25 protein-coding genes and 3 pseudogenes are annotated in these 25,517 nt (G+C 65.2%); 19 read left to right on the top strand and 9 right to left on the bottom strand.

The window, feature by feature from the left end; translation table 11 throughout:
* Positions 1 to 62 precede the first annotated feature (62 nt).
* From PIB19_RS19380 to PIB19_RS19370, 3 genes are all read right to left on the bottom strand, one after another.
* The gene (locus tag PIB19_RS19380) at positions 63 to 647 is read right to left on the bottom strand and encodes a hypothetical protein (RefSeq protein ID WP_271238648.1); all 585 of its coding nucleotides are present in this window, start codon (positions 645 to 647) and stop codon (positions 63 to 65) included.
* Positions 648 to 859: 212 nt separating this feature from the next.
* Positions 860 to 1,576, bottom strand: a complete 717-nt coding sequence (locus PIB19_RS19375) for a fimbrial biogenesis chaperone (protein WP_271238647.1) — start codon at positions 1,574 to 1,576, stop codon at positions 860 to 862.
* Positions 1,577 to 1,713: 137 nt separating this feature from the next.
* Positions 1,714 to 2,145, bottom strand: a complete 432-nt coding sequence (locus PIB19_RS19370; RefSeq protein ID WP_271238646.1) for a hypothetical protein — start codon at positions 2,143 to 2,145, stop codon at positions 1,714 to 1,716.
* A gap of 268 nt (positions 2,146 to 2,413) precedes the next feature.
* On the opposite strand from PIB19_RS19370, the gene PIB19_RS19365 reads away from it, so the two are divergent.
* From PIB19_RS19365 to PIB19_RS23810, 3 genes and pseudogenes are all read left to right on the top strand, one after another.
* Positions 2,414 to 2,959 (top strand): hypothetical protein, encoded by a 546-nt coding sequence (locus tag PIB19_RS19365; protein ID WP_271238645.1) that lies wholly within the window; start codon positions 2,414 to 2,416, stop codon positions 2,957 to 2,959.
* A gap of 602 nt (positions 2,960 to 3,561) precedes the next feature.
* Entirely contained in the window at positions 3,562 to 4,257 is a 696-nt protein-coding gene (locus tag PIB19_RS19360) for a response regulator transcription factor (RefSeq protein ID WP_271238644.1), read from the top strand.
* Positions 4,220 to 4,840 (top strand): annotated as a pseudogene (locus tag PIB19_RS23810) (FecR domain-containing protein); the annotation flags it as partial. The gene PIB19_RS19360 and the pseudogene PIB19_RS23810, both read left to right, overlap by 38 nt.
* Positions 4,841 to 5,452: 612 nt before the next feature.
* Here the strand turns inward: PIB19_RS23810 and PIB19_RS19350 are convergent.
* Positions 5,453 to 5,635 (bottom strand): hypothetical protein, encoded by a 183-nt coding sequence (locus PIB19_RS19350; RefSeq protein ID WP_271238642.1) that lies wholly within the window; start codon positions 5,633 to 5,635, stop codon positions 5,453 to 5,455.
* Between PIB19_RS19350 and PIB19_RS23805 the strand changes: the two are divergent.
* Positions 5,588 to 5,893: pseudogene (locus PIB19_RS23805) on the top strand (CHASE2 domain-containing protein); the annotation flags it as partial. The gene PIB19_RS19350 and the pseudogene PIB19_RS23805 sit on opposite strands and share 48 nt — an antisense overlap.
* A 167-nt stretch (positions 5,894 to 6,060) precedes the next feature.
* Positions 6,061 to 7,758 (top strand): ATP-binding protein, encoded by a 1,698-nt coding sequence (locus tag PIB19_RS19340; RefSeq protein WP_336297345.1) that lies wholly within the window; start codon positions 6,061 to 6,063, stop codon positions 7,756 to 7,758.
* Here the strand turns inward: PIB19_RS19340 and PIB19_RS19335 are convergent.
* Both PIB19_RS19335 and PIB19_RS19330 read right to left on the bottom strand, forming a co-directional pair.
* A complete protein-coding gene (locus PIB19_RS19335) occupies positions 7,748 to 8,233 on the bottom strand; it encodes a hypothetical protein (RefSeq protein ID WP_271238640.1) in 486 nt (161 codons plus the stop codon). The genes PIB19_RS19340 and PIB19_RS19335 overlap by 11 nt on opposite strands.
* A 641-nt stretch (positions 8,234 to 8,874) precedes the next feature.
* Positions 8,875 to 9,594 carry a dienelactone hydrolase family protein gene (locus PIB19_RS19330; RefSeq protein WP_271238639.1) on the bottom strand — a complete coding sequence of 240 codons (720 nt, stop codon included), beginning with the start codon at positions 9,592 to 9,594 and terminating at the stop codon, positions 8,875 to 8,877.
* Positions 9,595 to 9,883: 289 nt separating this feature from the next.
* Between PIB19_RS19330 and PIB19_RS19325 the strand changes: the two genes are divergently transcribed.
* The 8 genes from PIB19_RS19325 to PIB19_RS19290 all read left to right on the top strand — a co-directional run bounded on the left by PIB19_RS19325 (position 9,884) and on the right by PIB19_RS19290 (position 15,983).
* The gene (locus PIB19_RS19325; RefSeq protein ID WP_271238638.1) at positions 9,884 to 10,363 is read left to right on the top strand and encodes a hypothetical protein; all 480 of its coding nucleotides are present in this window, start codon (positions 9,884 to 9,886) and stop codon (positions 10,361 to 10,363) included.
* A 128-nt stretch (positions 10,364 to 10,491) separates the two neighbouring features.
* Positions 10,492 to 10,800, top strand: a complete 309-nt coding sequence (locus tag PIB19_RS19320; RefSeq protein WP_271238637.1) for a hypothetical protein — start codon at positions 10,492 to 10,494, stop codon at positions 10,798 to 10,800.
* 69 nt (positions 10,801 to 10,869) lie between these two features.
* Entirely contained in the window at positions 10,870 to 11,532 is a 663-nt protein-coding gene (locus PIB19_RS19315; protein ID WP_271238636.1) for a hypothetical protein, read from the top strand.
* Between the two features lie 89 nt (positions 11,533 to 11,621).
* Complete coding sequence (locus PIB19_RS19310) at positions 11,622 to 12,761, top strand: GH39 family glycosyl hydrolase (protein ID WP_271238635.1); 1,140 nt, start codon at positions 11,622 to 11,624, stop codon at positions 12,759 to 12,761.
* Complete coding sequence (locus PIB19_RS19305; RefSeq protein ID WP_271238634.1) at positions 12,713 to 13,363, top strand: GH39 family glycosyl hydrolase; 651 nt, start codon at positions 12,713 to 12,715, stop codon at positions 13,361 to 13,363. Before PIB19_RS19310 ends, PIB19_RS19305 begins: the two co-directional genes overlap by 49 nt.
* Positions 13,364 to 13,456: 93 nt before the next feature.
* Positions 13,457 to 14,143: a 2,3-diphosphoglycerate-dependent phosphoglycerate mutase gene (gene gpmA / locus PIB19_RS19300; RefSeq protein WP_271238633.1), complete on the top strand. Its 687-nt coding sequence runs from the start codon at positions 13,457 to 13,459 to the stop codon at positions 14,141 to 14,143.
* A 284-nt stretch (positions 14,144 to 14,427) separates the two neighbouring features.
* Positions 14,428 to 14,913: a 5-(carboxyamino)imidazole ribonucleotide mutase gene (gene purE / locus PIB19_RS19295; protein ID WP_271238632.1), complete on the top strand. Its 486-nt coding sequence runs from the start codon at positions 14,428 to 14,430 to the stop codon at positions 14,911 to 14,913.
* Positions 14,910 to 15,983 carry a 5-(carboxyamino)imidazole ribonucleotide synthase gene (locus PIB19_RS19290; RefSeq protein ID WP_271238631.1) on the top strand — a complete coding sequence of 358 codons (1,074 nt, stop codon included), beginning with the start codon at positions 14,910 to 14,912 and terminating at the stop codon, positions 15,981 to 15,983. Before purE ends, PIB19_RS19290 begins: the two co-directional genes overlap by 4 nt.
* 172 nt (positions 15,984 to 16,155) lie before the next feature.
* Here the strand turns inward: PIB19_RS19290 and PIB19_RS19285 are convergent, their stop codons facing one another.
* Genes PIB19_RS19285 through PIB19_RS19280 form a run of 3 tightly spaced genes read right to left on the bottom strand, consistent with a single transcriptional unit; the run spans position 16,156 to position 19,232 of the window.
* Positions 16,156 to 16,455, bottom strand: a complete 300-nt coding sequence (locus PIB19_RS19285; protein WP_271238630.1) for a hypothetical protein — start codon at positions 16,453 to 16,455, stop codon at positions 16,156 to 16,158.
* Between the two features lie 22 nt (positions 16,456 to 16,477).
* The gene (locus PIB19_RS23230; protein ID WP_336297193.1) at positions 16,478 to 16,657 is read right to left on the bottom strand and encodes a hypothetical protein; all 180 of its coding nucleotides are present in this window, start codon (positions 16,655 to 16,657) and stop codon (positions 16,478 to 16,480) included.
* Positions 16,638 to 19,232 carry a M16 family metallopeptidase gene (locus PIB19_RS19280; RefSeq protein WP_336297192.1) on the bottom strand — a complete coding sequence of 865 codons (2,595 nt, stop codon included), beginning with the start codon at positions 19,230 to 19,232 and terminating at the stop codon, positions 16,638 to 16,640. The genes PIB19_RS23230 and PIB19_RS19280 overlap by 20 nt, the downstream gene beginning before the upstream one ends.
* On the opposite strand from PIB19_RS19280, the pseudogene PIB19_RS23800 reads away from it, so the two are divergent.
* From PIB19_RS23800 to PIB19_RS23790, 6 genes and pseudogenes are all read left to right on the top strand, one after another.
* Positions 19,162 to 20,570, top strand: a pseudogene (locus PIB19_RS23800) (M28 family metallopeptidase). The gene PIB19_RS19280 and the pseudogene PIB19_RS23800 sit on opposite strands and share 71 nt — an antisense overlap.
* Positions 20,571 to 20,637: 67 nt before the next feature.
* Complete coding sequence (locus PIB19_RS19265; protein WP_271238627.1) at positions 20,638 to 21,552, top strand: hypothetical protein; 915 nt, start codon at positions 20,638 to 20,640, stop codon at positions 21,550 to 21,552.
* 212 nt (positions 21,553 to 21,764) lie between these two features.
* On the top strand, positions 21,765 to 22,346 hold the full coding sequence (locus PIB19_RS19260; protein WP_271238626.1) for an eCIS core domain-containing protein: 582 nt from the start codon (positions 21,765 to 21,767) through the stop codon (positions 22,344 to 22,346).
* Positions 22,259 to 22,867 (top strand): hypothetical protein, encoded by a 609-nt coding sequence (locus PIB19_RS19255; protein WP_271238625.1) that lies wholly within the window; start codon positions 22,259 to 22,261, stop codon positions 22,865 to 22,867. Before PIB19_RS19260 ends, PIB19_RS19255 begins: the two co-directional genes overlap by 88 nt.
* 71 nt (positions 22,868 to 22,938) lie before the next feature.
* The gene (locus PIB19_RS23795; protein ID WP_443018649.1) at positions 22,939 to 24,474 is read left to right on the top strand and encodes a Clp protease N-terminal domain-containing protein; all 1,536 of its coding nucleotides are present in this window, start codon (positions 22,939 to 22,941) and stop codon (positions 24,472 to 24,474) included.
* On the top strand, positions 24,396 to 25,517 hold the full coding sequence (locus tag PIB19_RS23790) for an AAA family ATPase (RefSeq protein ID WP_443018648.1): 1,122 nt from the start codon (positions 24,396 to 24,398) through the stop codon (positions 25,515 to 25,517). The genes PIB19_RS23795 and PIB19_RS23790 overlap by 79 nt, the downstream gene beginning before the upstream one ends.

The following is a 25,517-nucleotide window of genomic DNA, read 5'->3' as shown; positions in this document are numbered from 1 at the left end:
CGCCGCACCCCTCCCCAGACGTGCCAGCCCTGGCGGGAGCGCGGCCCCGCCAAGGATTTCACTTACAGCGGCGAGACGACGAAGGTCAGCGTGCCGGTATAGGTACCCGCAACCGCTCCGAGGAGACGCGCGTTGGTGAAGCGAATGTTCATCGCCGCATTGTCGTTGCCGCTGCAGTTGGTGGTCGTGGTGCGCGGCTGGTTGCCCGCAGTGGTCTTGCCGTTCTTGGCAACGCCCGGCGCACGCGTGCCGCCGCCATAGACGTCGTTGGCGTTGTCCGAGGTCCACAGCGCGAACGAGAGCGTCTGCTGCTCCGGACCGTTCAGCGAATACTTCGCCTCGCCGGTGTTCAGCTCGGCGCCGGCCTGGCCGAGCACTGCGAGCTTGTAGAGGCCCTGCAGCGTGTCGTTCGAGTAGACGCAGAACTTCTGGCCGAGGTTCTGGGCGCCGCCGGCGTTCGACAGAGCCGCGGCAGTGACGTTCAGGGTCAGGTCCTCGAGACCCGAAATGCGAACCATGCGCGGGATGTTGGCGGTCACGTCGACTTCCGCCTGGCTCGAAGTCTGGCTGAGATCGCCGTCCTGAGCGAATGCGGGCGAAACCGCGATCGTGGCCGCCAGAGCGGCCAGCGTAAGAATCTTCTTCATTCAGAAATCCCTTCAATTAGGGACAGGCACCCCCATGGCCCCCTTCCCGGCGCCGGGAGGTAAATAAAGATTTAATGAGAGTCAACGGAAGTTTAATAAATTTCTCTTAAACTTACGGCTCTTACCAAAATTGGTTAACATTCTCTCGCGTATTTACTATCCCGAAACCAAAGATTTCGGAAGTAATTAGAACGTGACTGCCAAAAGTTGTTTTAGAAGCTCACATCTCTAGCTTCCGAAGAAGCTAGACGCCGCTCTTTGAAATAGACGCGAGCAGATGGATCCTTCATCGGAATGATCCATTCGTTACCCGCGTAGACACGGCGAGCACCCAAATCCTCGCAATCTGAGCTCGCGCCGGGTTTTACACCGATTTTGCAGGCCTGACCTTCGAACAGCAGCGTGTTCGTGTTCCCGCTATTGCGGATCGTCAGGCCGGTGGGCGTGCGGGTCGCGGTCAATTCGGACTTCGCCTTGGAAGGGCGCACCGTGACCAGCAGGTCATAGGCCGTGAGCAGCTTCACCGAGACGCCGCGATTGCCGGTGCCCGGATCCCCAGCCTGGATCTCACCCACTTGCGGCACGACTTTGACGCGATAGATCCGGTCGGCAGTCAGGGCGCTGTTGAGCGAGACGATCCGGAGCGAGCGCATGCCGCCCGGATCGATCACCAGCCGATTGGGCGAGACCAGCAGTCCGAGCTTCTCGGGATCGCTCTCGTCGGTCCGCGATTCATCGTTGCCGCCTGGATGCGCGACTTCAACCGGCGATACCGAGATATAATAGCGGTCTGCACTCTCATTGCGGATCACCACGTCCGCGCGCGGCTGTGCACCAGGCTCGAAATCGACCCAAAGCCGATCGATCGCCAACTGCGCATGCGCAGGGACGCTAACCGCCGAGCCGAGCAGAAGCCCGGCTGCAGCCATGTGCACTCGCATTGAAACAATACTCCCCCAACCGCCCGCGAATCATTCGCAGACGGCACCCCCACCGGGGCGTGTCCTATATCGAAGGGTATAGGTCAAGGACCGCTACAGACGCCGTCCCGAAGTGAAACGCCCGGTCAGAGGGTGCGGATGAACATCGTCACGGGCACCGCAGGGTCGCTCAACGCCGCGTCGAGCGGACGCAGGCTGAGCGCCTGGCGGACCAGCCCGTTATCGACACGCGAGCCGGTGCGGACGATCTCGAGCCTCGACGGCGCATCGACCGAGATGTCGAGCACGGTATTGCCGTTGGTGAAGATCGCTGCGTCGGCCGCCTTGTCCGAAGTAAGGGTGTCCGGAAGCTTGAGCATCAGCGCGGAACTGTCGGTGGAGACGGTCCACAGCCCCACCGCCCCTTCGCCCTGCGCGGCCAGTCCCGCGGCGAACGGCGGAATGTTGACGGTGATGGTGACAGTGCCGGTGGATTCGGCGCCGGCGTCCGACGCCTGCGCAGGAGCCGCGGCCAACACACCGAGCGTACATGCGAACATCGCTGCAAAACGTGCCATCACCGAAACTCCTTCATCCGATGCCACGGCCTAGCCGGACATCCCTAAGGAACGGACGATGGGCATGCCTAATGCCTTGGTTACCTTTTGGGCGACCGGGCGACTCCTCGTCTTCCGCTTCAACGCACGAGTAACGCCGGCGTGCCGCTGGACGGTGCGACGTGGTCCGGCGACGCGATCTCCAGTCAATAAGCCCGGACGCACCCAGCCGTTTTGAGCGATTGCAACCGGATACGTTGCTGATCGGTGGCGCAGAAGCCCGATCGCGGTGGTCCGCAAGATATTTCGGGCGGACGCCGCAGACGAAAGCGGGCATTTGCCGTACGGCGTTCGCGTGGATTCGACCCAGCTAGGTCGCGCTTCTCGCGATCAGCGCCGCCATATGCGTCTCGATCGCATGGCCGAGATAAGGCTTGGTCATCAGCGGCACGGCTGCTCGAAGGTCCGGCTCGAGGTCGTCGGCGCGGACATTTCCGGAGGCGAGCAGAACGGGGAGTCCCGGGCGATTGCGCCGAATCCACCGCGCCAAAGCGAGACCGTCCATGTGGCCCGGCATCTGAACATCCGAGAATACGCAATCGAACGGGCGGCCATTGCCTTCCAGAAGCTGCAAGGCGTGGTCCGCGCTCGTGGCTTCTACGATCGCATGTCCGCCGGCTGCCAGATAGTCGACGATCTGATGACGGATCCGATCATCATCCTCGACGACCAGAATCCGCAGGCCATCGCGGGCGCGGTCAGGACGAAGGGATGGTGCGGGAACCATAAGGCGAAGCTATCGCGCGCTGCGAAACTGGCCAGTAAACAGTTGTAAACGGGAGAACGGTTTCAGGACGACTAGAGTCTGATGACTTCACCCTGATCCGGTTCAAGAACAGTCCATGTAAATTCTTGTAAATTGATTAGAATCCGGTCCTTACAGCCTCTTCGACCTGCTATTCGAAAAGGCGCTGCGGCCCGACGATCTCCCAATTTCGCCGACACATGACCGCAGTGGAAGCGAAGCGCACATGCTCGCCAACAGCATGATGGGCCACGCGGTCCCGCCGGCTTCGCGCCGGCGGGACCAACGTGCCGGGAACAGGGCGCAGCGCGGCCCTGACGTAACGTAATGTCCGCAATTTGTTACAACTGTTTACAACGGCGCGATTGTCGCTCTCCCGCCCCATTGCTAGCAGCGGCGCATGTCGATGATCGCTTCCCGAGGTTCATCCGCAATTGCAGGCACTGCAGCCGGTGGCCGCGGCACGACCGGGCGGCGCGACATTGCCGCAATCCGCCTCGATATACGACATCTGAACACGCTTGCCGCCCGCGCCGTTCGGGCCTTCTCGCAACAATGGTCCCGCGCCGCTTCGCGACCTCCGGCAGCGGCGCCTTTGGCCCAGCGCTTTTGAGCTGGTACCGGGGTCTTGCATGCGGATAGCCATTGTCGACGACGATGAAGGCGTGATCGAGTTCGCTTCGGCAGCGCTGGGTGCTGCCGGGCACGGTTGCACCGGCTTTCGCACCGGCGCCGCGCTTCTGGCGGCCCTGCGCAGGCAAACCTTCGACCTGATCCTGCTCGACTGGAACCTGCCCGACAGTTCCGGAATGGAGCTGCTCCGCTCGATCCGGGACGCAGTATCCCGCGCGACTGCGATCATCATGCTGACCAGCCGGTCCGACAAGGACGACGTCGCCGCCGCATTGCACGCCGGGGCTGACGACTATGTCGTGAAGCCGGAGACCTCCTCGGTGATCGTCGCCCGGGTGCAGGCGGTGCTGCGGCGGGCGATGCCCAGCGCTGCGCGGGAACGGGTCCTGCAGTTCGGACCCTATGCCTTCGACCGGCTCACCGAACGCGTGAAGATCGGCGATGAAGAAGTGGCGCTCAGCGCGAAGGAGTTCCAGCTGGCGCTGACCCTGTTCGAGAACATGCATCGTGCGCTGTCGAGAAGCTATCTGCTCGAGACGATCTGGCAGAGCGCAGCCGATCTCTCGACGCGCACGCTCGACATGCATGTTTCGAGGATCCGCACAAAACTCAGACTAACTCCGGAGAACGGCTACCGCATCGTTGCGATTTCCGGTTATGGCTATCGCATCGAGCGTTTCGGGACAGAGGGTTAAACATGTTTCTTGCGGTCGCGCTCCAGGCCGCTGCACCGGTATCGCCGCCCCTTCGGGCGAGATAATCGCTTACACCGTCCGCCGCGGCGACACGCTCGACCGGTTGAGCCGTAGCTTTCTCGTGCCGGAACGGCGGTGGCGGGCGCTGCTGAAGCTCGCGGCGATCCGCAACCCCAGGCGTCTTCCGATCGGGCGGCGCCTTCTCATCCCGAGATTGTGGCTCCGCTTCACGGTCGAGCCCGCCCGGCTCGTCAGCTATCGCGGCACGATCAGCCTCTCGATCGGCGGCCGCGCGATATCTCCGTCACGCGGCGCGATCATCGGCGAGGGCACTCAGGTGGCGACGGCCGGCAACAGCTTCGCGACACTCATTCTCGCCGATCGCTCGCAGGTGGTGATCCCCTCGCAGAGTCGGGTCCGGATCCGCGAATTGCGCCGGTTCCTGCTCACCGGCGCGATCGACTATCGCATCGACGTAGAAAAGGGCCGGCTGGAGACCAAGGTCACGCCGCTTGATCGGCCCTCGGGTCGTTACCGCATCGGCACGCCGATCAGCATGACTGCGGTGCGCGGCACGCAATTCCGCGTCTCGTTCGAAGAGGCGAACCGCACGGCCGCAACCGAGGTCCTCGCCGGGACCGTCGCCTTCTCGGCTCCCGGGAGCGCGGCATCGGTCGACCTGGAGCGCGGCGTCGGCGCAACGCTGGATCCAAACAGCACGCCTCGCGTCGAGAAGCTGCTGGGCGCGCCCGAGCTCGACAATCCGGCGCCGGTTCAGACCCGGGACGCTGTGGAATTCCGCGCAAGCAAGCTCGACGGCGCGACACGCTATCGCGTCCTGATCGCGTCGGACGCCGGCTTCATCGACAATATCGCGGAGCAATTCTCGGACGAGGGCGTGTTCGCGCTCGACGATCTCCCGAATGGGAACCTGTTCGTCCGGGTTTCGGCCATCGCCCGCTCGGGTCTCGAGGGTCTCGCGCAATCGTACAGCTTCACGCGGCGGCTCGCGTCGATCCACGCTTTGGTCGAGACCGGAGACGAAGGCTATCGGTTCCGCTGGTCCGGAGCGGGCGGAGGTGTTCGCCGCTATCGGTTCCAGCTGATGCGCGACGGGTCGGAAGACAAACCCCTGGTCGACGAAGTCGCACTGGAGCGCGATGCGCTGACGCTGCGACGGCTTCCCCGGCGTCTATCATTGGCGCGTCGGCCTGGTGCAGGTCGAGGACGGCGAAGTCACCGAAAGTTGGACCGATCCGGCGAAGCTGACGATCACCGATCCGTCGCGACCGCGAAGGCGATAACGGTTGTTCCGGCGGCTGTTGGTCGAATGGTGCGCAGTCGCGCTGCTGGTACTGGCGCTGACGCTGGGCCTCACCCTCAGCGGTGTCACCGCGCGGGCCGACGACGCGCTCTACGACCTCGTCGTCGAGTTGCGCGCACCGCCCGCTTCGAGCGAATTCTCGTCGTCGCGATCGACGATGCGAGCCTCGCGGCACTCGGCCAATGGCCATGGCCACGCACGACCCACGCCCGCGCAATCGACACGCTTGCCCGTGCGGCGCCCGCGGCAATTGCCTATGACGTGCTGTTCACCGAACCGGGACGCACCACCGGGGAGGATGCGGCGCTCGCCCAAGCCTTGCGACATGCGAAAGTCGCGCTGCCGGTGCTTTTCGACGCCCCCGGCAAAGACGGGCGTGATTTCGACACGATCCCTCCGGTCGCACCGATCGCGGAAACCGCCGGAGCGCTCGGCCAGGTCGCGCTCCCCATGAGGAAGACGGAACGGCGCGTGCCGCGCTGCTGGAGGTCGATGACGGATCACGCAGCTGGCCCCATCTCGTCGAGCAGACCTATCGGCTGGCATTCGGTCATCCCTCCCCCGCCTGGCAGCGCGCCAAGGCGCGGGACGAAATGTCGGTGCTGGTGCCCTATCGCCCGGCCGGCGCGTGGCGCAGCGTGTCGTTCAGCGATCTCGTCGCCGGCCGCCTGCCTGCGGACTTCATCCGCGACCGCCTCGTCCTCGTCGGCGCGACCGCCGGGGGCCTGGGGGACCGTCACGACGTGTCGGGCGCAGGAACGCTGGCCGGCGTCGAGGTGCAGGCGAACCTGCTCAGCGCCATGCTCGCCGACCGCTTCGTCCGGGAGGCATCGCTGCCGGTGCGGCTGGCGGCGGGCACGTTCCCGGCAATCTTCCTCCTGCTCCTGTTCTGGCGCCTCACGCCTTCGCGCGCCTTGATCGCGGCACTGGCGATGTTCGCGCTGGTCGCTGCGTTGCCGGTATTACTGGTCGCAACCACCGGCTTGTGGATCCCGCCAGCGACGGCCTTGCTCGGCGTCCTGTTCGTCTATCCGCTCTGGGGCTGGCGACGCCTCCACACGATCGACCGGGCGATCGCCGGCGAGCTTTCGACCCTCTCGCTCGATCTCGGCGATCCGGTGGCGGCGGCCTCGCAGCCACTCGACCATGCCGGCCGCAATGCCGCGGCGTTGAGCGGTTCGATAGCCGCGCTGCGCGATCTGAAGCGGCTCGTGACGGACACGATCGAAGGCGTGGCCGATCCGCTCGTCGTCACCACGATGGAGGGAGAAATACTGGTCGCCAACCGGCCCGCCGAGGCTCTCCTCGCGAGTGATGCCGATCTCCATGCGGCATTCTATCGCCTTCCGTCAGCCAGAGACCTGATATCGGCCGACGGCCGGCACTTCTCCCATCGCCGGACGCCGCTCGCCGATGCAGACGGCGGACAGCGCGGCTGGATCCATCTTCTGGCCGAGATCACCGACATCCGCGCCGTGGAGCGCGAACGGGAACAGGCCCTCGAGTTTCTCAGCCACGACATGCGCTCGCCACAGGCGTCGATCCTCACCTTGTTGCACGGCCCGTCCGGGAGCGGACCCGACAGCGGAGAGAGGCTCACGCGCAATGTGGCGGACAAGATCGCCTATCATGCACGGCGAACGCTGGAGCTGGCGGAGAATTTCGTGCAGCTCGCACGGCTTCGGGAGACCAGCTTCGCTCCCGAGGAAACCGACCTTCACGATTGTCTCGGAGAGGCGAGTGACGCGTTGTGGCCGCTCGCATCGAAAAAGGGTGTGCGGATCATCGTGCATTCCGGCGAGCCCTGCTGCGTCGCCGGTGAGCGCCATGCGCTTACCCGGGCTTTCCTCAACCTGCTCGACAATGCGGTGCGGTTCAGCCCGGCCGACGCCGAGGTCCACTGCGGAGTCGCGGCGGCGACCGCTGAAGGAACCCCGATGTTCGAGGCCTGGATCGAGGACCATGGCGCCGGCATTCCCGAGGAGCGGCTGGCAGATCTCACCGGTCGTTTCGGCCCTCTGGCCGCCAGGCCAGGACGCAGCGTCGGGCTGGGGCTCGCTTATGTGCGGGCCGTAGCCGAGCGCCATGGCGGCAGGCTCGATTATGCTCCCGTCTCGCCGCACGGGTCGCGCTTCGCCCTGGTGCTGCCGGAGTTTGCCGGTTCCCTCAGCCGTTGACGGCCGCGCGCGCCATCCGCGGCAATATTTCCTCCAGAGAAGGGCCGCAGTGCTGGGCGGCGGCGGCATTGCGGAAGAGTATAGCCCCGCTCGTGCGATCGATCATGCCTACCGTGAGCACGTGGCGTCGCGGGCGGCACAGGACGACGGGGTTGCGCGCGCTCACGGTCGCCGGCCGTTCAGCGGCCTCGCCGCGTCTTACCGCGAGCTTCGCAGGTGCGGTCGCGAGGCCGATTTCGAGACGGTACCGCCCGTCGGGAGTTTCGCGATAGCCTTTCGCCGCAAGTGCTGAGCGAACCAGCGCGGCGGCATCCGAGGCGGCGGCGTCGCTTTCGCCCGGCATGGAGGCGAGGACATAGGTCGGGTCCGCAAGCCCCGCCGCCGCGGGCGGCAGTCGGCCTTCCCGGGTGAGCGGAGACGTGCATGCGCCGACAAGGAAGAGCATCGCTCCCGCGATCGCCTGTCGCGCCTTCATGCCGTCTCCTTCACCTTGTCCGCCGCGCGGCATAGACGAAACCGCCGCCAAGTCTCAACTCGGCAGCAATAAAATGACGGACATCGAATGACGCGCTCGAAATCGGAGGACCTACAACCAAATCACTGATGTTACATGATTTTACAATACTTACAGGGTTGTAACGAGGCCGCTCTCCTTGTAGGTCCGCAGCTTCAGACGGGCCGCGCCGAATAGATGTGACATCGCGTGCAGTGCCCGATCGCCAGCGCAAGCCCAAGCTTCGCGCACAACGGGGAAAGCCCGATGATCGAGAATCGCCTACTCACGCTGAGGCGGTCGCGAACCGTCCCGGAGCGCTGATCGGCAATGGTGTCGTTACGGCGCCTCGCCCGCATTCTGGCGCATCTCGAATGGCATTCGAATGATCGAACGGGCGGGCTTCCGGAGACAGACGCCGCGGCCGGTGCTCCATCGGAGCAGATGCCGCCAGACCCTGCCGGAAAGCAGAAGGCGGGTGGGTTCGAACGGGTATCGGGAGTCCCCTCGGATACCGATACGCCGATGCGCGCGTGCACGAATCAGGCTCAAGCAGGCGATACCGGGCCAGCCAGCGATGGGAAACTTTGACAACCTGGCCCCGTGACCACGCTGGACGGTCGCTAACGAAACAATTCCCCGAGAAAATCCTGCATCGCCTGCCAGCTGCGGCGATCGGCGCGCGGCTCGTAGGCGATATTGCCCGGCCCAGCCCTGCTAACATCGGTGAAGGCATGGCCGGCATGGCCGTACGCATGCAGCTGCCAGTCGGCGCCGCTTTTCGTGAGCTCGTTCGCCAGCGCGACGGTCGCGTCGGGAGAGGCGATCGGATCGTTCCAGCCGTGGCAGACCAGCAGTTTCGCCGCGATCGGGGAGACGCTGGCGTAATCGGGCCGATCATAGATGCCGTGGAACGACACGCCGCCGCGGATACCCAGTCCGGCGCGCGCCATGTCGAGCACGCATTTGCCGCCGAAGCAGAAGCCGATCGCGGCCGCATTGTCCGGATCGGCCTGAGACAGGCCCGTGAGCGCCGCGAGCGATGCCGCAAGGCGGTCGCGGAGCAGCGCGCGATCGGCGTTCAGTTCGTCCATGTAGCGGCTGCGGTCCTCGGCCTGCAGCGTGGTGCGCTTGCCCTGCCCGAACAGATCGGCGGCAAGCGCGACATAGCCCAGTCCGGCCAAGGCATCGGCCTTGAGATTATCCGCTTCCTTCTGGCCGAGCACATTGGGCAGGACGAGCAGGCAGGGGCGCGGTCCCTCGACGGCGTCGTCCCATGCCGCGACGCCTTCGAAAGGGCCGCCCGGGCCGTCATAAACCAGGGGCCGCCGAACGACTGCCATTATCTGTCTCCTGCTTGTCCGCGCCGCAGTCGATCTGACCACGACCCGAACGCAGTCATTCGTGCAAGGGTTGCGGAGCGTCCGCCGTCGCGCGGCGTTCGTGGCCAACGGCGCCGCTATCGGATAGGACGCCCCGGAGAATAGGTGCTGAATGCGTGAACTGGTCCATGTCTGGTTTCGGGCGAGCTTCTGCTCGGCATTCTTTCCGTTCGCGCTCTTCGCAGGCCTGTTCGCAGGCGCGCCTGCGTCCGCTCAGGACTATCCTGCGCGCGATGTCGGCGGTTGGACCGTGGCGGCGAGCAAGGATAAAGAGGGTTGCTTCGTGACCCGGACGTACGGGGGCGACGGGGAAACGACGCTTCTTCTCGGCCTCGATGTCGACGGCGGCAACCATCTCTCGGTCCTGAATGCCAATTGGTCGATCAAGCCGAAGGACCGGTGGAAATTGACCTTTCGCCTCTCCAATGGCGGCTATTCCAATCAGCCGGTCGTCGGAATGGCGTCGCAGGGGAAGCAGGGTTTCGTCACGAATTTCGAGCCGAAATTCCCCTCCTATTTCGCCACATCCAAGGCCCTTCACATCTATCGCGGCAAGGTGCCGGTCGAGCAATTGAGCCTCGAGGGGAGTGGTGCTGCGGTCGCCGAGCTCCGGCACTGTGTCGAGATTTTCAGTGCGAAAACAGCGGTAGGCGCTCGTGAGAAGGGCCGATCGGGCCTGATACCCAAGGACCCGTTCGCACCCGACACCGAGCCCAAATCCAGGGATTAGCGAACGCGTGATCGCGGGCTGCCACCTCCGCTGGCCGGAGAAGATGCACAGCCGGACAGAATCGGATTGTTGGAACCAGAACGCTCGGCTTGGGTTGTTCCGCTTGGTTAATTAATGAAAGAAACACCATGTCGCACTTCGTGACTAAACTTTTGCCCGCAGCCGTCATTCTGGCCGGTGCAACCGGCCTGGGCGGCTGCGCATCCAAATCCTTCGTGAGAGAGCAGATCGCTCCTGTCAGCCAGCGCGTCGATGCACTCGAGGCGAAATTGCAGGAAACCGACGGCACCGCAAAGGCTGCACTCGCAGAGGCACAGGCCGCATCCGGGCAAGCGCAGAATAACGGCCAGCGGCTCGATCAGCTCAACGGCCGGGTCGACGGCGTGGAGCAGCGGCTGCAGGCGCAGGAGAATCGGGCAAAGCGGCCGCGCAATTGAGATTACAGGCTCGCAAATGCTGAAATCTTTCGCGGCGATCGTATCGCCGCAGGGTGAGCGCCCGATTCGATGAGCAACGTGTTTCTGGCGCTCGCCGGGCTCGCAAGCTTCCTGATGGCCGGGGATCCCCGGCCATCGGAAGCAACGCCGCCCCCGGTTGAAATCAGCCCTTCGGCAGCGGCTGCGCGCGTCGCCGACTGGGTTGCCGCGTCGGGTGATAATCGCTCTTTGCCCTATATCATCGTCGACAAGACAAGTGCCTCCCTCTTGCTGTTCGATGCGAAGGGGAAGGCGCTCGGCCAGGTTCCGGTGCTGATCGGGGTCGCCGTCGGGGACGATGCCAGCCCTGGCATCGGCAGCAAAAACCTCGCCGAGATCGGCCCTGCGGAGAAGACGACACCCGCTGGGCGTTTCCTCGCGAAATACGGATTGGCCGCGGGCAAGGAAAAGGTGCTCTGGGTCGACTACGCCACGTCCGTGGCGTTGCACCCGATCCCGAAGGGCGTCAGTGCGAAGGAGCGGCGGCGCCAGCGGATGCTGTCGCCGACTTCCGACGACAATCGGATAACCTTCGGGTGCATCAACGTGCCCGCGACCTTCTACAGCAAGACCGTGCGCCCGCTTTTCCGGAAGAAGGGCGGATATGTCTACGTGCTGCCCGACACGAAGCCGCTCGAAGTGGTTTTCCCGCGCTTGCGGGTTCAGGCCCTCGCAGGCGGCGGCGCACGCTGACAATGCGCCGACTAGCAGTGGTTCAGATACCTGCTAATTGATCCTGCGAAGCCGCCGGTACGGAACGTTGCTTTGCAAAAGGGGGAATGATGCGGGCGATTACACGGATCGCGAGCGGGGTCGCGATGATCGCCTTGCTCGCCAGTCCAGCGCTCCCTGTCGCGGCGGCACCGCCGCAAAACGCGCCCGCCGCCCAGGTCTCGGCCCCCGCCAGCATCCCTGTCATTATCGAGGTCGACGCCGGCCTCCGGCGCGGTCCGCTGAAGCCCATCTGGCGCTTCTTCGGTGCAGACGAGCCCAATTACGCGACGATGAAGGACGGCCGAAAGCTGCTCGCCCATCTGGGTGCGCTGAAGCCGGGCGCGGTGTATTTCCGCGCGCACAATCTGCTCAACACGGGCGACGGCACGCCCGCGTTCAAATGGGGCAGCACCAACGCCTATACCGAGCGTGCCGACGGCAAACCGGTCTATGACTGGACGGTGGTCGACCGGATTATCGACACCTATCGCGCGCGCGGCGTCAGGCCCTATCTCCAGATCGGCTTCATGCCCGAAGCCCTGTCCTCGGCGCCGCCGGGCACGCCCTATCAGCACAGCTGGCGCCCCGGCTTCGCCTATAACCTCATCGCCGGGGCGTGGAATGCGCCGCCCCGGGACTACGCCAAATGGGCGGAGCTCGTCTATCAATGGACGAAGCACAATGTCGAACGCTACGGGCGCGAAGAAGTCGAAAGCTGGTATTTCGAGGTCTGGAACGAGCCCAACGGCCCGTCTTATTGGACGGGCACGCAGGGAGAGTTCAACAAGCTCCACGACTATGCGATCGATGCCGTGCGCCGGGCGCTTCCCACTGCGCGCGTGGGCGGACCCGACGTCGCCGGATCGGGCGGCGCGTTCATGGACGAGTTCCTCGCCCATGTCGCGCGTGGCACCAATCACGCCACGGGCAGGATCGGCACACCGACCGACTTCCTCGCCTTCCACGCCAAGGGACAGCCGAGCTTCGTCGACGGTCACGTCCGCATGGGCATCGCGACGCATCTGAAGGGCGTGAGCAACGGTTTCGCCAAGATCGCGGCCGTGCCCGAGCTGGCGAGCAAGCCGATCGTCATCGGCGAAAGCGATCCCGAGGATGTGCCGCCTGCCCCGGTCCGCAGAACGCCTATCGCAACGGCACGATGTATTCGAGCTACACCGCCGCCAGCTTCGCGCGGATCTGGGACTTAGCCGACCAGCACAAGGTGAACATCGAAGGCGCGCTCACCTGGGCCTTCACTTTCGAGGACCAGCCCTGGTTCGCCGGCTATCGCCAGCTCGCCACCAACGGCATCGACTTGCCCGTCCTCAACGTGTTCCGGCTGTTCGCTCAGCTGGGCGACACGCGCATCGCGGCACGAAGCAGCGGCCAGATCCCGCTCGCCGCCATGATGGAGGCGGGTGTCCGCAGCGCTCCCGATATCGGCACGATCGCCACCACGACTGCCGACGGGAAGCTGGCGATCCTCATCTGGTATTATCATGACGACGATCTTGCCGGCCCCGACGCCGCCATCCGCGTGAATCTGGCGGGGCTGGGCCGCGGCAAGAGCCGCCAGTTGACGGAGTGGCCGGTCGACGAGAGTCATGCCAATGCGTTCAGCGCATGGAAGGCGATGGGCTCCCCGCAATCGCCCGATGCCGCCCAATATGCCGTGCTGGAGAAAGCCTCTCAGCTCGCGCCGGTGGGACCGGCCCGTAGCGTCGCGGTCAGTGGCGGTCGAGCAAACCTGGAGGTAACCCTGCGCCGGCAAGGCGTCTCCCTGCTCGTCCTGGACCGCCCGGGAAACTGAGCGAGGGCCGCGTTGGTTCACCCGAACGACCGCCCGCTTGTCCGCGCCGCGTGACTCGCTAAGGACCTGCCCAAAGTGTTGCAAGGAGGCCCCATGCCCAAGCTCGTCCTGATCCGCCACGGCCAGTCGGCCTGGAACCTCGAGAACCGCTTCACCGGCTGGTGGGACGTCGATCTGACCGAGCTGGGTGTCAAGGAAGCTTGGGCCGCAGGTGAGCTGATGAAGGAAAAGGGGCTCGATTTCGACCTGACCTTCACCAGCTTCCAGTCCAGAGCGATCAAGACGCTCAACCTGTCGCTCGAGGCGATGGGCCGGCTGTGGCTGCCGACCGAGAAGAGCTGGAAATTGAACGAGCGGCATTATGGCGGGCTCACCGGGCTCAACAAGGCCGAGACCGCGGCGCTGCACGGCGACGAGCAGGTCAAGATCTGGCGCCGCAGCTTCGACATCCCGCCGCCGCTGCCCGAGGAGGGGTCGCCCTGGGACCTTGCCAAGGACCTGCGCTATCACGGCGTGCCGATCCCGCAGACCGAGAGCCTGAAGGACACGATCGCGCGGGTGCTGCCTTATTGGGAAGAGCGGATCGCGCCCGAGATCCGCGCGGGCAAGCGCGTGCTGATCTCGGCGCACGGCAATTCGCTGCGGGCCTTGGTCAAGCATCTGTCGGGAATCCCGGACGAGGAGATCGTCAACCTCGAAATCCCGACGGGGCAGCCGATCGTCTACGAGCTGGACGAAGGGCTGGTGGCGACGGATCGGTATTATCTGAGCGAGCGGTAAAAGGTTCACGCGGAGGCGCGAAGGCGCGGAGATTTCGCGCAACGACGCAACGACGCGACGATGTTATCGCCCTACGCTCACGTCGGGAGACATTGCCACGCGGCTGAAGAGCGCCGCTGGCGCGCCGGCGCACCCTCGTCGCGCCGTCGCGTGAACAACCTTCTCTCTTCTCCGCGCCTCCGCGTGAACCCCTTCTTCTTCGTGCCCCCGTGCCCTTGCAGGAATAGAATTGCCCTCGCCCCCTCCCCCACTAACAACCCAGCCTTCCGCAACACGGGGCAGGCATGTCGGACGCACCTCTAGTCGGCATCATCATGGGCAGCACTTCCGATTGGGAGACGATGCGCCATGCCGCGCGCGTGCTCGACGAACTGGGTGTGCCGCACGAGACCAGGGTCGTCTCCGCCCATCGCACTCCGCAGCGGCTCTACGATTACGCCACCGGCGCCGCCGACCGCGGGCTCAAGGTAGTGATCGCCGGCGCGGGCGGTGCGGCGCATCTGCCGGGCATGGCGGCATCGATGACGCATCTGCCAGTGCTCGGCGTGCCGGTCGAGTCCAAGGCGCTGAAGGGCGTCGACAGCCTCTATTCGATCGTCCAGATGCCCGGCGGCGTGCCCGTGGGCACGCTGGCGATCGGCAAGCCCGGTGCGATCAATGCGGGGCTGCTCGCCGCGGCGATCCTCGCGACGTCGGACGAGGCGCTCACCGAACGGCTCAAGGCGTGGCGCGCGGCGCAGACCGACAGCGTGGCGACCAACCCCGAATGACTGCGCTGCCTCCCGGATCGATCATCGGTATTTTGGGCGGCGGCCAGCTCGGGCGGATGCTGGCAGTCGCCGCCGCGCAGCTCGGCTATCGCACCCACGTTCTCGCCCCCGATGCCGAAAGCGTCGCCGCGCAGACCGCCTCCAGCTACACTCGCGCCGATTATCACAGCCGCATCGTGCTCGACGAAGTCGCCGGGCAGACCGACGTGGTGACCTACGAATTCGAGAATATCGCGATCGGTCCGGTCGAATATCTGTCGGGCAAGGTGCCGGTGCGGCCCGGCCCACAGAGCCTTTCGATCGCGCAGGACCGCGCGCGCGAGAAGGCGTTCGTCGGCGGGATCGGCGGGCGGACCGCGCCCTGGGCGCCGGTCTCGACGCTCGAGGAATTGAAGGCCGCAGTCGACCAGATCGGCGCGCCGGCGATCCTCAAGACATTGCGGCTCGGTTATGACGGCAAGGGCCAGGTGCGCATCCGCGACGCTGCTGAAGCCGAAGCCGCCTGGGCCGAGATCGGCGAGCGGCCGGCGATCCTCGAGGGGTTCGTCGAATTCAGCCACGAATTCTCGATCATCACCGTGCGCGGGGTGGACGGCGAACTAACCAGCTATCCGCCGCCGTGGAACGAACACAAGGACGGCATCCTCGCGCGCTCCTCGCTCCCCGCCCCCGCCGAGATCGCGCGGCACTGGGCCGAGGCGGCGACGCTTGCGGGACGCGTGGCCGAGGCGCTCGGCCATGTCGGCGTACTGACGCTCGAATTCTTCGCGACCGAAGACGGCCCGGTGTTCAACGAGATGGCGCCGCGGGTGCACAATTCGGGGCACTGGACGATCGAGGGCGCCGAGACCTCGCAATTCGAGAATCACATCCGCGCGATCTGCGGCCTGCCGCTGGGATCGACCGCGCTCACCGGCAGCCATGTCGAGATGATCAACCTGATCGGCAGCGATGCCGACCAATGGGCGGAACTGCTCGCCGAGCCGGGAACGCATCTGCACCTTTACGGCAAGGGCAATGCCCGGCCGGGGCGCAAGATGGGGCATGTGACGCGGGTTAAGCGCACCTAATCCTCCCCCGCCAGGGGAGGTGGCATGCGTAGCATGACGGAGGGGAGGTTTCACTGAGTGTAGTGAGTCCTCCCCCTCCGTCGCCTTCGCCGACACCTCCCCTGGCGGGGAGGATTGAACAAAAAGGCCCGCCTCCTTTCGGAAGCGGGCCCCTTTCACCCGAAGCGAAACCTCAGCCGCGCGTACCGTTGATCGGGAAGCTCCCGAACGCACCCGCGGTGACGGTGCCATTGAGGTCGTCGCCGTCCACGGTGGCCTCGACGGTGAGCGTCATCGGCATCGGCACGGTGATGTCGAGCGAGAAGGTCAGCGTGTCGCCGTCGACCTTGCCGTCCTTGATGTCGGTGGTGCCGAGCCCGCCCGAGAAATTGCCGGTGAAGCTGTCGCCCGCGCTCTGCACTGTCAGCACTGCCTGCTGGTCGCCCATCGGCGACTTGGTCACCGTGTTCCAGCTGCCATCGACATTCGCCATATCGTCTCTCCTGATCCGGATTTTACTTCGATGCGGCGGTCGCGGCCGAGCCCGCAACCGACGCTGCGGGGACCACCTCGACAGGCAGGCCGAGGCTGTCAAGCTGCGGCTTGACCTTCGCGGCATCGCCCACGACCACCCAGACGAACTTCTTCGGGTCCAAAGCCGCGCGTGCCGCAGCGTCAAGCTGCGCGACGGTCATCGCCCGATATTTTTGCGTGACGGTATCGTAGAAATTGTCCGGACGGTGCCGCAGGTCGTTCTGCTGCATCGCCGAGAGCACTGCGCCGGAGGTTTCGAGATCGGCCGGCCAGCTCGCGCGTCGTGCCGTTGATCTCGCGGGTGAGTTCGGCGTCGGTGACGCCCTTCGTCGTCAGGAAATCGCCGACCTGCTGCTGGATCGCCTTGATTGATTCGCCGGTCTTGTCGGCCTGGACGGGCGCGCTGATCGTGTAGGGCACGGCCTTTTCGAGCCAGTCATAGCCGCCGCGCGCGCCATAGGACCAATGCTTGTTCTCGCGCAGTTCCATGTTGATCCGCGACAGGAAGCCGGCACCGAGTACCTGATTGGCAGTGACCTGAGTCAGCAATTCACTCGACGGATCGAGTTGCGTCATCTGCGCGGCGAGGATCAGCGACTGAGGCGAATCCGGACGGTCGACCAGCACGATCTTCGGCGCGACCTGCTTCGGCGCGACGTTGAACGCCTTCACGCCCGCGGCGCCCTGACCCTTCCAGTTGCCGAAGCGCGCCTCGAGCGCCGCCTTGACCTCGGCGAGCGGGCGATCACTGACGACGAAGACCTTGGCCTTATCCGGGCGGATCCACGCCCGATAGAAAGCGAGCAGATCGTCACGGGTGAGCGACTTGACCGCCGCGGGATCGCCCGAACCGGCGGCCAGCTTCACATAAGGATTGCCCGGGCCATAGAGCAGCGGTGGCAATGCCCGATTGGCGAGCCCCTGCGGGCTGGTGAGTTCCTGCGCGATTCCCGTGAGCTGGGTGGCGCGGATGCGCTCGATCTCGTCGGGCGCGAAGGCCGGGTTACGCACCACATCGGCGAACAGGTCGAGCGCGCCCGGCAAATTGGGGCTCGGCGCGGCCACCGACAAATAGGTGCGGTCCGACGAACTGCCGGTGCCGATGCTCGCCCCCAGCCGCTCGCGCGCCTCGGCGATCGCCGTCGAGTTGAGGCTGGTGGTGCCTTCGTCGAGCAGCGACAATACGAGGTTCTGCGTGCCGAGCTTGGCGGCGGGATCCGCCGCGACGCCTGCGTCGAAGCTCATCACCACCTGCGTGACCGGAACCGCGGTTCGGTTGGCGTAGACGATCTCGACGCCATTGGAGAGCTTGGTGCGGCTGACGTCCGGGAAGTCGAGATCGCCGATCTGCGAGACGCCCGGCAATGCGCCGCGGGTACCCTTGACCGGCTCGGCCTTGGCTGCGCCTTCGGCGGGCTTGGCGGCGGCCGGCACTGCTTGCGCTTCCTGATAGGCTTCGCGCTGGCCGGGCTCGACCAGGATCGTCAGCGACGACCGGCTCAGCCACTTGCGGCCGGCGGCTTGAACCTGCGCCGGCGTCACCGCCGCCGTTTCGGCGAGCTGCTTCTTGTAGAAAGCGGGATCGCCCGAATAGAGTTCGCCCGACGCCAGAGCGACGGCCTTGCCGCCGAAGCCGCCGACCGATTCCAGCCCCGAAATGCGGCCCGAAACGGTGGTGGTGGCGACGCGCTGGACTTCATCCGCGGTGGGGCCGTTCTTGATCAGATCGGCCACGATCTCGTCGAGCCGCTTCGCCACCAGCGCAGCGTCCACGCCCGGCTTCACGATCGCCTGAACCTGGAAGATGCCGAGCTGCGACATCGACTGTATGCCGGCCGAGACCTGGACCGCGACCTTGTCCTTGCGCACCAGCGCATTGTCGAGCCGCGAGCTGGCGAGACCGCCGAGCACGTCGCCGAACACGTCGAGCGCGACGGCATCGGGATCGTTCATGCCCGGCACGGCCCAGGTACGCAGGATCATCGTCGCGGCGACGCGGTCCTTCATCACCACGGTCTTGGACTGCGGCAGCGTCGGCACCTCGACCTTGGGCAGCACGCTCTTCGGCCCCGCGGCGATCGCGCCGAAATATTTCTCGACCAGCGGCCGCGCTTCCTTCGCGTCGACATCGCCGGCGAGCACCAGCACGGCGTTGTTCGGGCCGTAATGCGAGCGGAACCAGTTCTTGACGTCGTCGAGGCTCGCGGCATCGAGATCGGCCATCGATCCGATCACGTTATGGCCATAGGCGTTGCCCGCCAGCAGCTCCTCGAGCAGCTTGTAATAGACGAGGCCATAAGGCTGGTTGTCGCCCTGGCGCTTCTCGTTCTGGACGACGCCGCGCTGCTCGTCGAGCACGTCCTGGGTGATCGCGCCGAGCAGATAGCCCATGCGGTCGCTCTCGAGGAACAAGGCGCGATCGAGCGCCGGGCGCGGGACGGTCTCGAAATAATTGGTGCGGTCGAAGCTGGTGGTGCCGTTGAAGTCGGTCGCGCCGACCTGTTTCAGCGGCTCGAAGAAATCGCCCGGAGCGTTTTCCGAGCCGTTGAACATCAGATGCTCGAACAGATGCGCAAAGCCGGTCTTGCCCTGCGGCTCGTGCTTCGATCCGACATCGTACCAGGTCGACACCGCGACGATCGGCGCCTTGCGATCGGTGTGGACGATGACGCGCAGGCCATTCTTGAGCGTGAATTCCTCAAAGGGAATGTCGACGCGCTTCACGAGTTCGGCCACCGGCACCGGCTTTGCGGCGGAAGCGCTCGCGGCGACCTGCTGCGCGGCGGCGGAATCGAAGCGGTGGCGAGCGCAACCGTGGCTGCACTGCAGTACATCAGGAACGATTTCATGTGCGGTGGGCTTCCCGGGAAAGGATGAGGCTGCGGCCGAACATAGCGCAGGCGGTAACCGCTGCAACCGAATCCGTAAGCGTTTGCAGCCGACCGTTTTTCGATTAGCCTCGAGCCGATTGGCGCCTTTTTCCGAGAGACCTCCCATGCGTGTTCCGATGCTCCTCGCCGGGCTCTCGCTCGTCCTCGCGCCCATGGCCGCGCATGCCCAGGCAGCTCCGAACGAACCGGCGTTCAGCGCCAGCGAAGTGCGCAAGCATGTCGAGTTCCTCGCCGACGACGCGCTAGGGGGCCGCTATACCTTGTCGAAAGGCTATCTGACCGCAGCCGTCTATGTCGCCGAGCACTTTGCCGCGCTCGGACTGGTTCAGGCCCGGACTGACGCGGGCTGGTTCCAGATCGCGAAGCTCCCGATCACGGCGGGGGATCCGCCGCGCCAGCGCATCTACAAGGCACCCAACGTCATCGGCGTCCTGCCCGGCTCCGATCCGGTGCTAAGGAACGAATATGTCGTGCTGAGCGCGCATCTCGACCATGTCGGAACCGATCCGCTGCGCGCGGGCGACAAGATCTACAACGGCGCGATGGACAATGCCTCGGGCGTCGCGACCATGCTCGAGACGGCGCGCGCATTCGCCGGGAGCAGGCAGCGGCCGAAGCGATCGATCCTGTTCGTAGCGCTGGCGGGTGAGGAAAGCGGGCTGCTGGGATCGAACTACCTCGCCCGCAATCCGGTGGTCGGCAAGGGCAGGGTCGTCGCCGACATCAATCTCGACATGCCGATCCTGCTCTACGACTTTCAGGACGTGATCGCCTTTGGCGGCGAGCATTCGACGTTGGGCGAAGTCACTGCCCGTGCGGGCGCCAGCATGGGCGTGTCGGTCTCCCCGATCCGATGCCCGAGGAGGATTTCTTCGAACGCTCCGACCATTACAGCTTCGTCAAGGTCGGTGTGCCGTCGATCTTCCTGATGACGGGGTTCAAGAATGGCGGCGAAAAGGCGTTCAGGAACTTCCTCGCGAAGAACTACCATCAGCCGTCCGATCAGGCAGATCTGCCCTTCAACTGGGAGGCGGGAGCCAAGTTCGCGCGGCTCAACTACCTGATCGCCCGCGAAGTGGCCGACGCGCCCGAGCCGCCGCGCTGGTATGAAGGCAATCGCTATGGCAATCGCTTCGCCAAGGGCGCGCCCCGCGCACCTCGACCGGCAAAGACCGCTCCATAACGGGGACGATTGTCACCTCGCTCGCGCGCGGATGCATTATCCCGGCGTCCGCACTCGAGGCAGCACGATGGCCGAATTCGCGACGCCCACCCGCCGAATGGCGAATGCAAGCGGGCACACGCACGCCGCCGCCGACCGATCGCCGCGGGAGGCGTCGATCGCCGCCAGCCTCAACGCCCGGGCGAGCGTGACGGCCCAGCGCCGGATTGCCGCTGCATTGGTCCAGCGACGGGCGGCGACGCCGGTGGTCCAATGCTTCTTCGACCATGGGGACTATACCTTTTCGAAGAACCAGCGCTACGCGATCGATGAGGATGGCGGGCAGTCCTCCGGCTATGCCGCGCAAGGCGAGGCGGCCCCGCACCAGAGCACAGCGGACGGGACGGCCGAGTTGCCCAACCCCGCTTGGCAAGGCGCCGCAGAAGCGGGAGCGGACGCTGCCGATGCGGCCCCCGAAACCATCACCTACGACCGCTACAAACCAGCCATCGAGGTCCTTGAGGATTGCACCCATGGCATGGAAGAAATCATGCACGGGCAGCAGCTCAACGAAGGCCATGACGTATCCGACCTGATCCATCCCGAGACCGGCGCGCGATCGCTCTGGGGCGAAAGCGACGCGCTGAACGTCCAGCGCGGCGCGGCCACCGATCAGGATGCGGAAGCAAGCCCGGCGGTGGGCCAAGGCTATGTGATAGTGCGGCAAAGCGGCGATGGCACCAAATATCACGGCGCGGCGGTCGTGGCGAAGGATGGACCGGACGACATGACGATGGAAACGTGGCGGCGGGTAGGTGCAGACGAGGATGCCCCGCGCGTCGTGCCGACCTACGAGATGTACGGACGCGAGGGCGAGCAGAGCTTCCAGCACCAGTGGAGGGAGACGTTCGGCGAGGATTCGACGGTTTCCGTGGCCGCGACGCGCGCACTTCCAGCGGGCGCGGCGGTCGGCGACGAAGGAGATGCGGATGACGCAGTATAGCTCGAAAGGGAGCAAGCGGGACCGCTTTCGTCGGCAAGCCCCGCGCGGGACGCTTCGCCAAGCCCGCACCAGCTAACCGAACGCCCGACGATGCAGGCGATGCGCGATCGTGCGGCACAGCTGAATGCCCGCGCGGCCAATCGCACCGGACTCCCGATCGACTCAAGCTGGGAATGGAGGCGGTGTCGGGTCTGTCGCTCGACGATGTCCGCGTGCATCGCAATTCGGACAAGCCCGCGCAACTCGGCGCACATGCCTATGCCCAGGGCAGCGACATCCATCTTGCACCCGGCCAAAACCATCATCTTCCCCACGAAGCGTGGCACGTGGTGCAGCAGAAACAGGGCCGGGTGCGTCCGACGCTGAGGGCGAACGACACCGCGATAAACGACGATCCGGCACTGGAGCGCGAGGCGGACGTGATGGGTACCCGCGCGGACGCGCAGCCGCAGACCGCGGCGGCGGTACCGTTGCAGCGCGCCGCGGAGGCCGATGTCGCTCAATGCATCCTGATCAAGGTCACGACCCGCAAGCACATGGCGTCGCGCGTCGTGGACAAGATCCAGTTCGCAGAGCGCGTGCCGACGACGGCCTCGGGCGGGCAAGGCGACCACACCGTTGCCGAGGCGCTGGTCGAACTGGCTTTGGAGAAACATTGCCGCGACAAGACTCATGTCCAGATAGCGACGACGCTCCAGGAATGCTGTTGCACCTCGATGCCGAGGCGAGCGCCAAATATCTTGGCGGCGACAACAAATTTCATACCATCGACCTGTCGAGCATCGAGCCGCTGATCGGGCAATATCACCATGAAGCGACACACGGCGCAGAGGGCGAGGATCTCAACGAGACGTTGAGCAACATCCTCGAAATGTTCCTCCGCGTGTGGAACAAGCGCGCAGGGTCCGCTTATGACCGCAAGCAAGGGATGACCAGCGGCGGCACGGGCGGCGCGGACGAGAAGAGCGCCAAGAAAGATCTGAAGGAGCTGTCGAAACGTCAGGATCTCGAAGCGGACGACGAAGGAACCGGCTGGAAACTTACCGCCGCACGCGCCCTGACGAAGTTCATCGATTTCAATGCGCCGAAGAATCTCAAGGAAGCCGCGCGACATTTGAAGACCGCGATCGACCTGACCGTCGTATCCATTGAAGATGGTGAGATACATTACGAGCACATCGGAACGATCGCGGTGCAGCTCTTCGCGAGAATGCACGGCATGAACGCCGAGCAGGAGGAAGAGCTGGACCGGCTGACATTCTTCCTGCTCAATGGCGAGACGTACGAAGATTTCCAGGACGACATTCCGGATTGAGCCCACACGACAAGACCCTTGTGTTGCACAATGGCAACACTACATCGGCTCCGTAACCAACAGGGGCCAGCATGAACCTCGAAAAATTCACCGACCGCGCCAAGGGATTCCTCCAGTCGGCGCAGACCGTGGCGATCCGGATGAACCACCAGCGGATCTCGCCCGAACATCTGCTCAAGGCGCTGCTCGAGGACGAGCAGGGCATGGCGAGCGGACTGATCAATGCAGCAGGCGGCGATGCGAAGCGCGCGCTCTCCGAAACCGATGCGGCACTGGCCAAGGTTCCAGCCGTGTCGGGCGGAGGCGCGCAGCAGACGCCTGGTCTGGATAACGACGCGGTGCGCGTGCTCGACCAGGCCGAGCAGGTCGCGGCCAAGGCCGGCGACAGCTTCGTGACGGTCGAGCGGCTACTGCTCGCGCTGGCGCTGGCCAGCACCACGACCGCGGGCAAGGCACTCGCCGCCGCCGGCGTCACGCCGCAAAATCTCAATGCCGCGATCGACAAGCTTCGCGGCGGGCGCACCGCCGACACTGCGGGCGCCGAGGATCGCTACGACGCGCTCAAGAAGTTCGCGCGCGATCTCACCCAGGCGGCGCGCGACGGCAAGCTCGATCCGGTGATCGGACGCGACGAGGAGATTCGCCGCACGATCCAGATCCTCGCCCGGCGCACCAAGAACAATCCCGTCCTGATCGGCGAGCCCGGCGTCGGCAAGACCGCGATCGCCGAAGGGCTGGCGCTGCGCATCGCCAATGGCGACGTTCCCGACAATCTCAAGGACCGCGCTTTGATGTCGCTCGACATGGGCAGCCTGATCGCGGGCGCCAAATATCGCGGCGAATTCGAGGAGCGGCTGAAGGGCGTGCTCGACGAGGTCAAGGCCGGCGAAGGCCATATCATCCTGTTCATCGACGAGATGCACCAGCTGATCGGCGCCGGAAAGACCGAGGGCGCGATGGATGCGGGCAATCTGCTCAAGCCCGCGCTCGCGCGCGGCGAACTCCACTGCATCGGCGCCACCACGCTCGACGAGTACCGCAAATATGTCGAGAAGGATGCCGCGCTCCAGCGGCGCTTCCAGCCGGTCTTCGTCGGCGAGCCCACGGTCGAGGACACGATCTCGATCCTGCGCGGGCTGAAGGAAAAATACGAGCTGCACCACGGGGTGCGGATCACCGACGGCGCAATCGTCAGCGCCGCGACGCTCTCCAACCGCTACATCACCGATCGCTTTCTGCCCGACAAGGCAATCGACCTGATGGACGAGGCCGCCAGCCGCATCCGCATGGAAGTGGAAAGCAAGCCCGAGGAGATCGAGAATCTCGACCGGCGAGATCATCCAGCTCAAGATCGAGCGCGAGGCACTCAAAAGGAGACCGACGCCGCGTCGAAGGACCGGCTCGCCACGCTCGAGGCCGAGCTCGCCAATCTCGAGCAGCAGTCGGCTGAGCTCACCGGGCGCTGGCAGGCGGAGAAGGACAAGATCAACGCCGAATCGCGGCTCAAGGAGCAGCTCGACGCCGCCAAATGGAGCTCGAGCAGGCGCAGCGCGCAGGCGATCTCGGCAAGATGGCCGAGCTCAATTACGGGACGATCCCGGCGCTGACCCGGCAGCTGGAAGAGGCACAGGCGACGACCAAAGGCGCGATGCTGCGCGAGGAAGTTACCGCCGACGACATCGCCGCGGTGGTCGCGCGCTGGACCGGCATCCCGATGGAGCGGATGCTCGAGGGCGAACGCGAGAAGCTTCTCAACATGGAGGAACAGCTCGGGAAGCGCGTGATCGGCCAGGCCGAAGCCGTGAAGGCCGTGGCGACCGCAGTGCGCCGCAGCCGCGCCGGGCTGCAGGATCCCAATCGCCCGCTCGGTTCGTTCCTGTTCCTCGGGCCCACCGGCGTCGGCAAGACCGAGCTGACCAAGGCGCTCGCCGAATTCCTGTTCGACGATAGCAACGCGATGGTCCGCATCGACATGAGCGAGTTCATGGAGAAGCATTCCGTGGCGCGGCTGCTCGGCGCGCCTCCAGGCTATGTCGGCTATGAGGAAGGCGGCGTGCTGACCGAAGCGGTTCGCCGGCGGCCCTATCAGGTCGTGCTGTTCGACGAGGTCGAGAAGGCGCATAGCGACGTGTTCAACGTCCTGCTCCAGGTGCTCGACGATGGGCGGCTGACCGACGGCCAGGGCCGCACGGTCGACTTCTCGAACACGATCGTGATCCTGACCTCGAATCTCGGATCGCAGTTCCTGACCAACCTCGCCGACGGGCAGAAGGTGGAGGATGTCGAGCCGCAGGTGATGGAGATCGTCCGCGCGCATTTCCGGCCCGAGTTCCTCAATCGGCTCGACGAGATCATCCTGTTCCACCGGCTGGGCCAGGAGCATATGGCGCCGATCGTCGACATCCAGGTGGGCCGGGTGAGCAAGCTGCTCGCGGATCGCAAGATCCGGATCGAGCTCACCGACGCCGCGCGCGCGTGGCTCGGGCGGGTCGGCTACGATCCGGTCTATGGCGCCCGTCCGCTCAAGCGCGCGGTGCAGCGTTATCTGCAGGACCCGCTCGCGGACCTGATCCTGCGCGGCGACGTCAAGGACGGGTCGACCGTGGCGATCGACGAAGGGGACGGGGCTCTGAAACTCAGCGTCGTCTGA

The sequence above is a fragment of the Sphingomonas sp. 7/4-4 genome, from assembly GCF_027941955.1.
Lineage (GTDB): Bacteria > Pseudomonadota > Alphaproteobacteria > Sphingomonadales > Sphingomonadaceae > Sphingomonas.
Note: the sequence above shows the minus strand (reverse complement) of the source record. Positions and strands in the feature narration are given on the sequence as shown.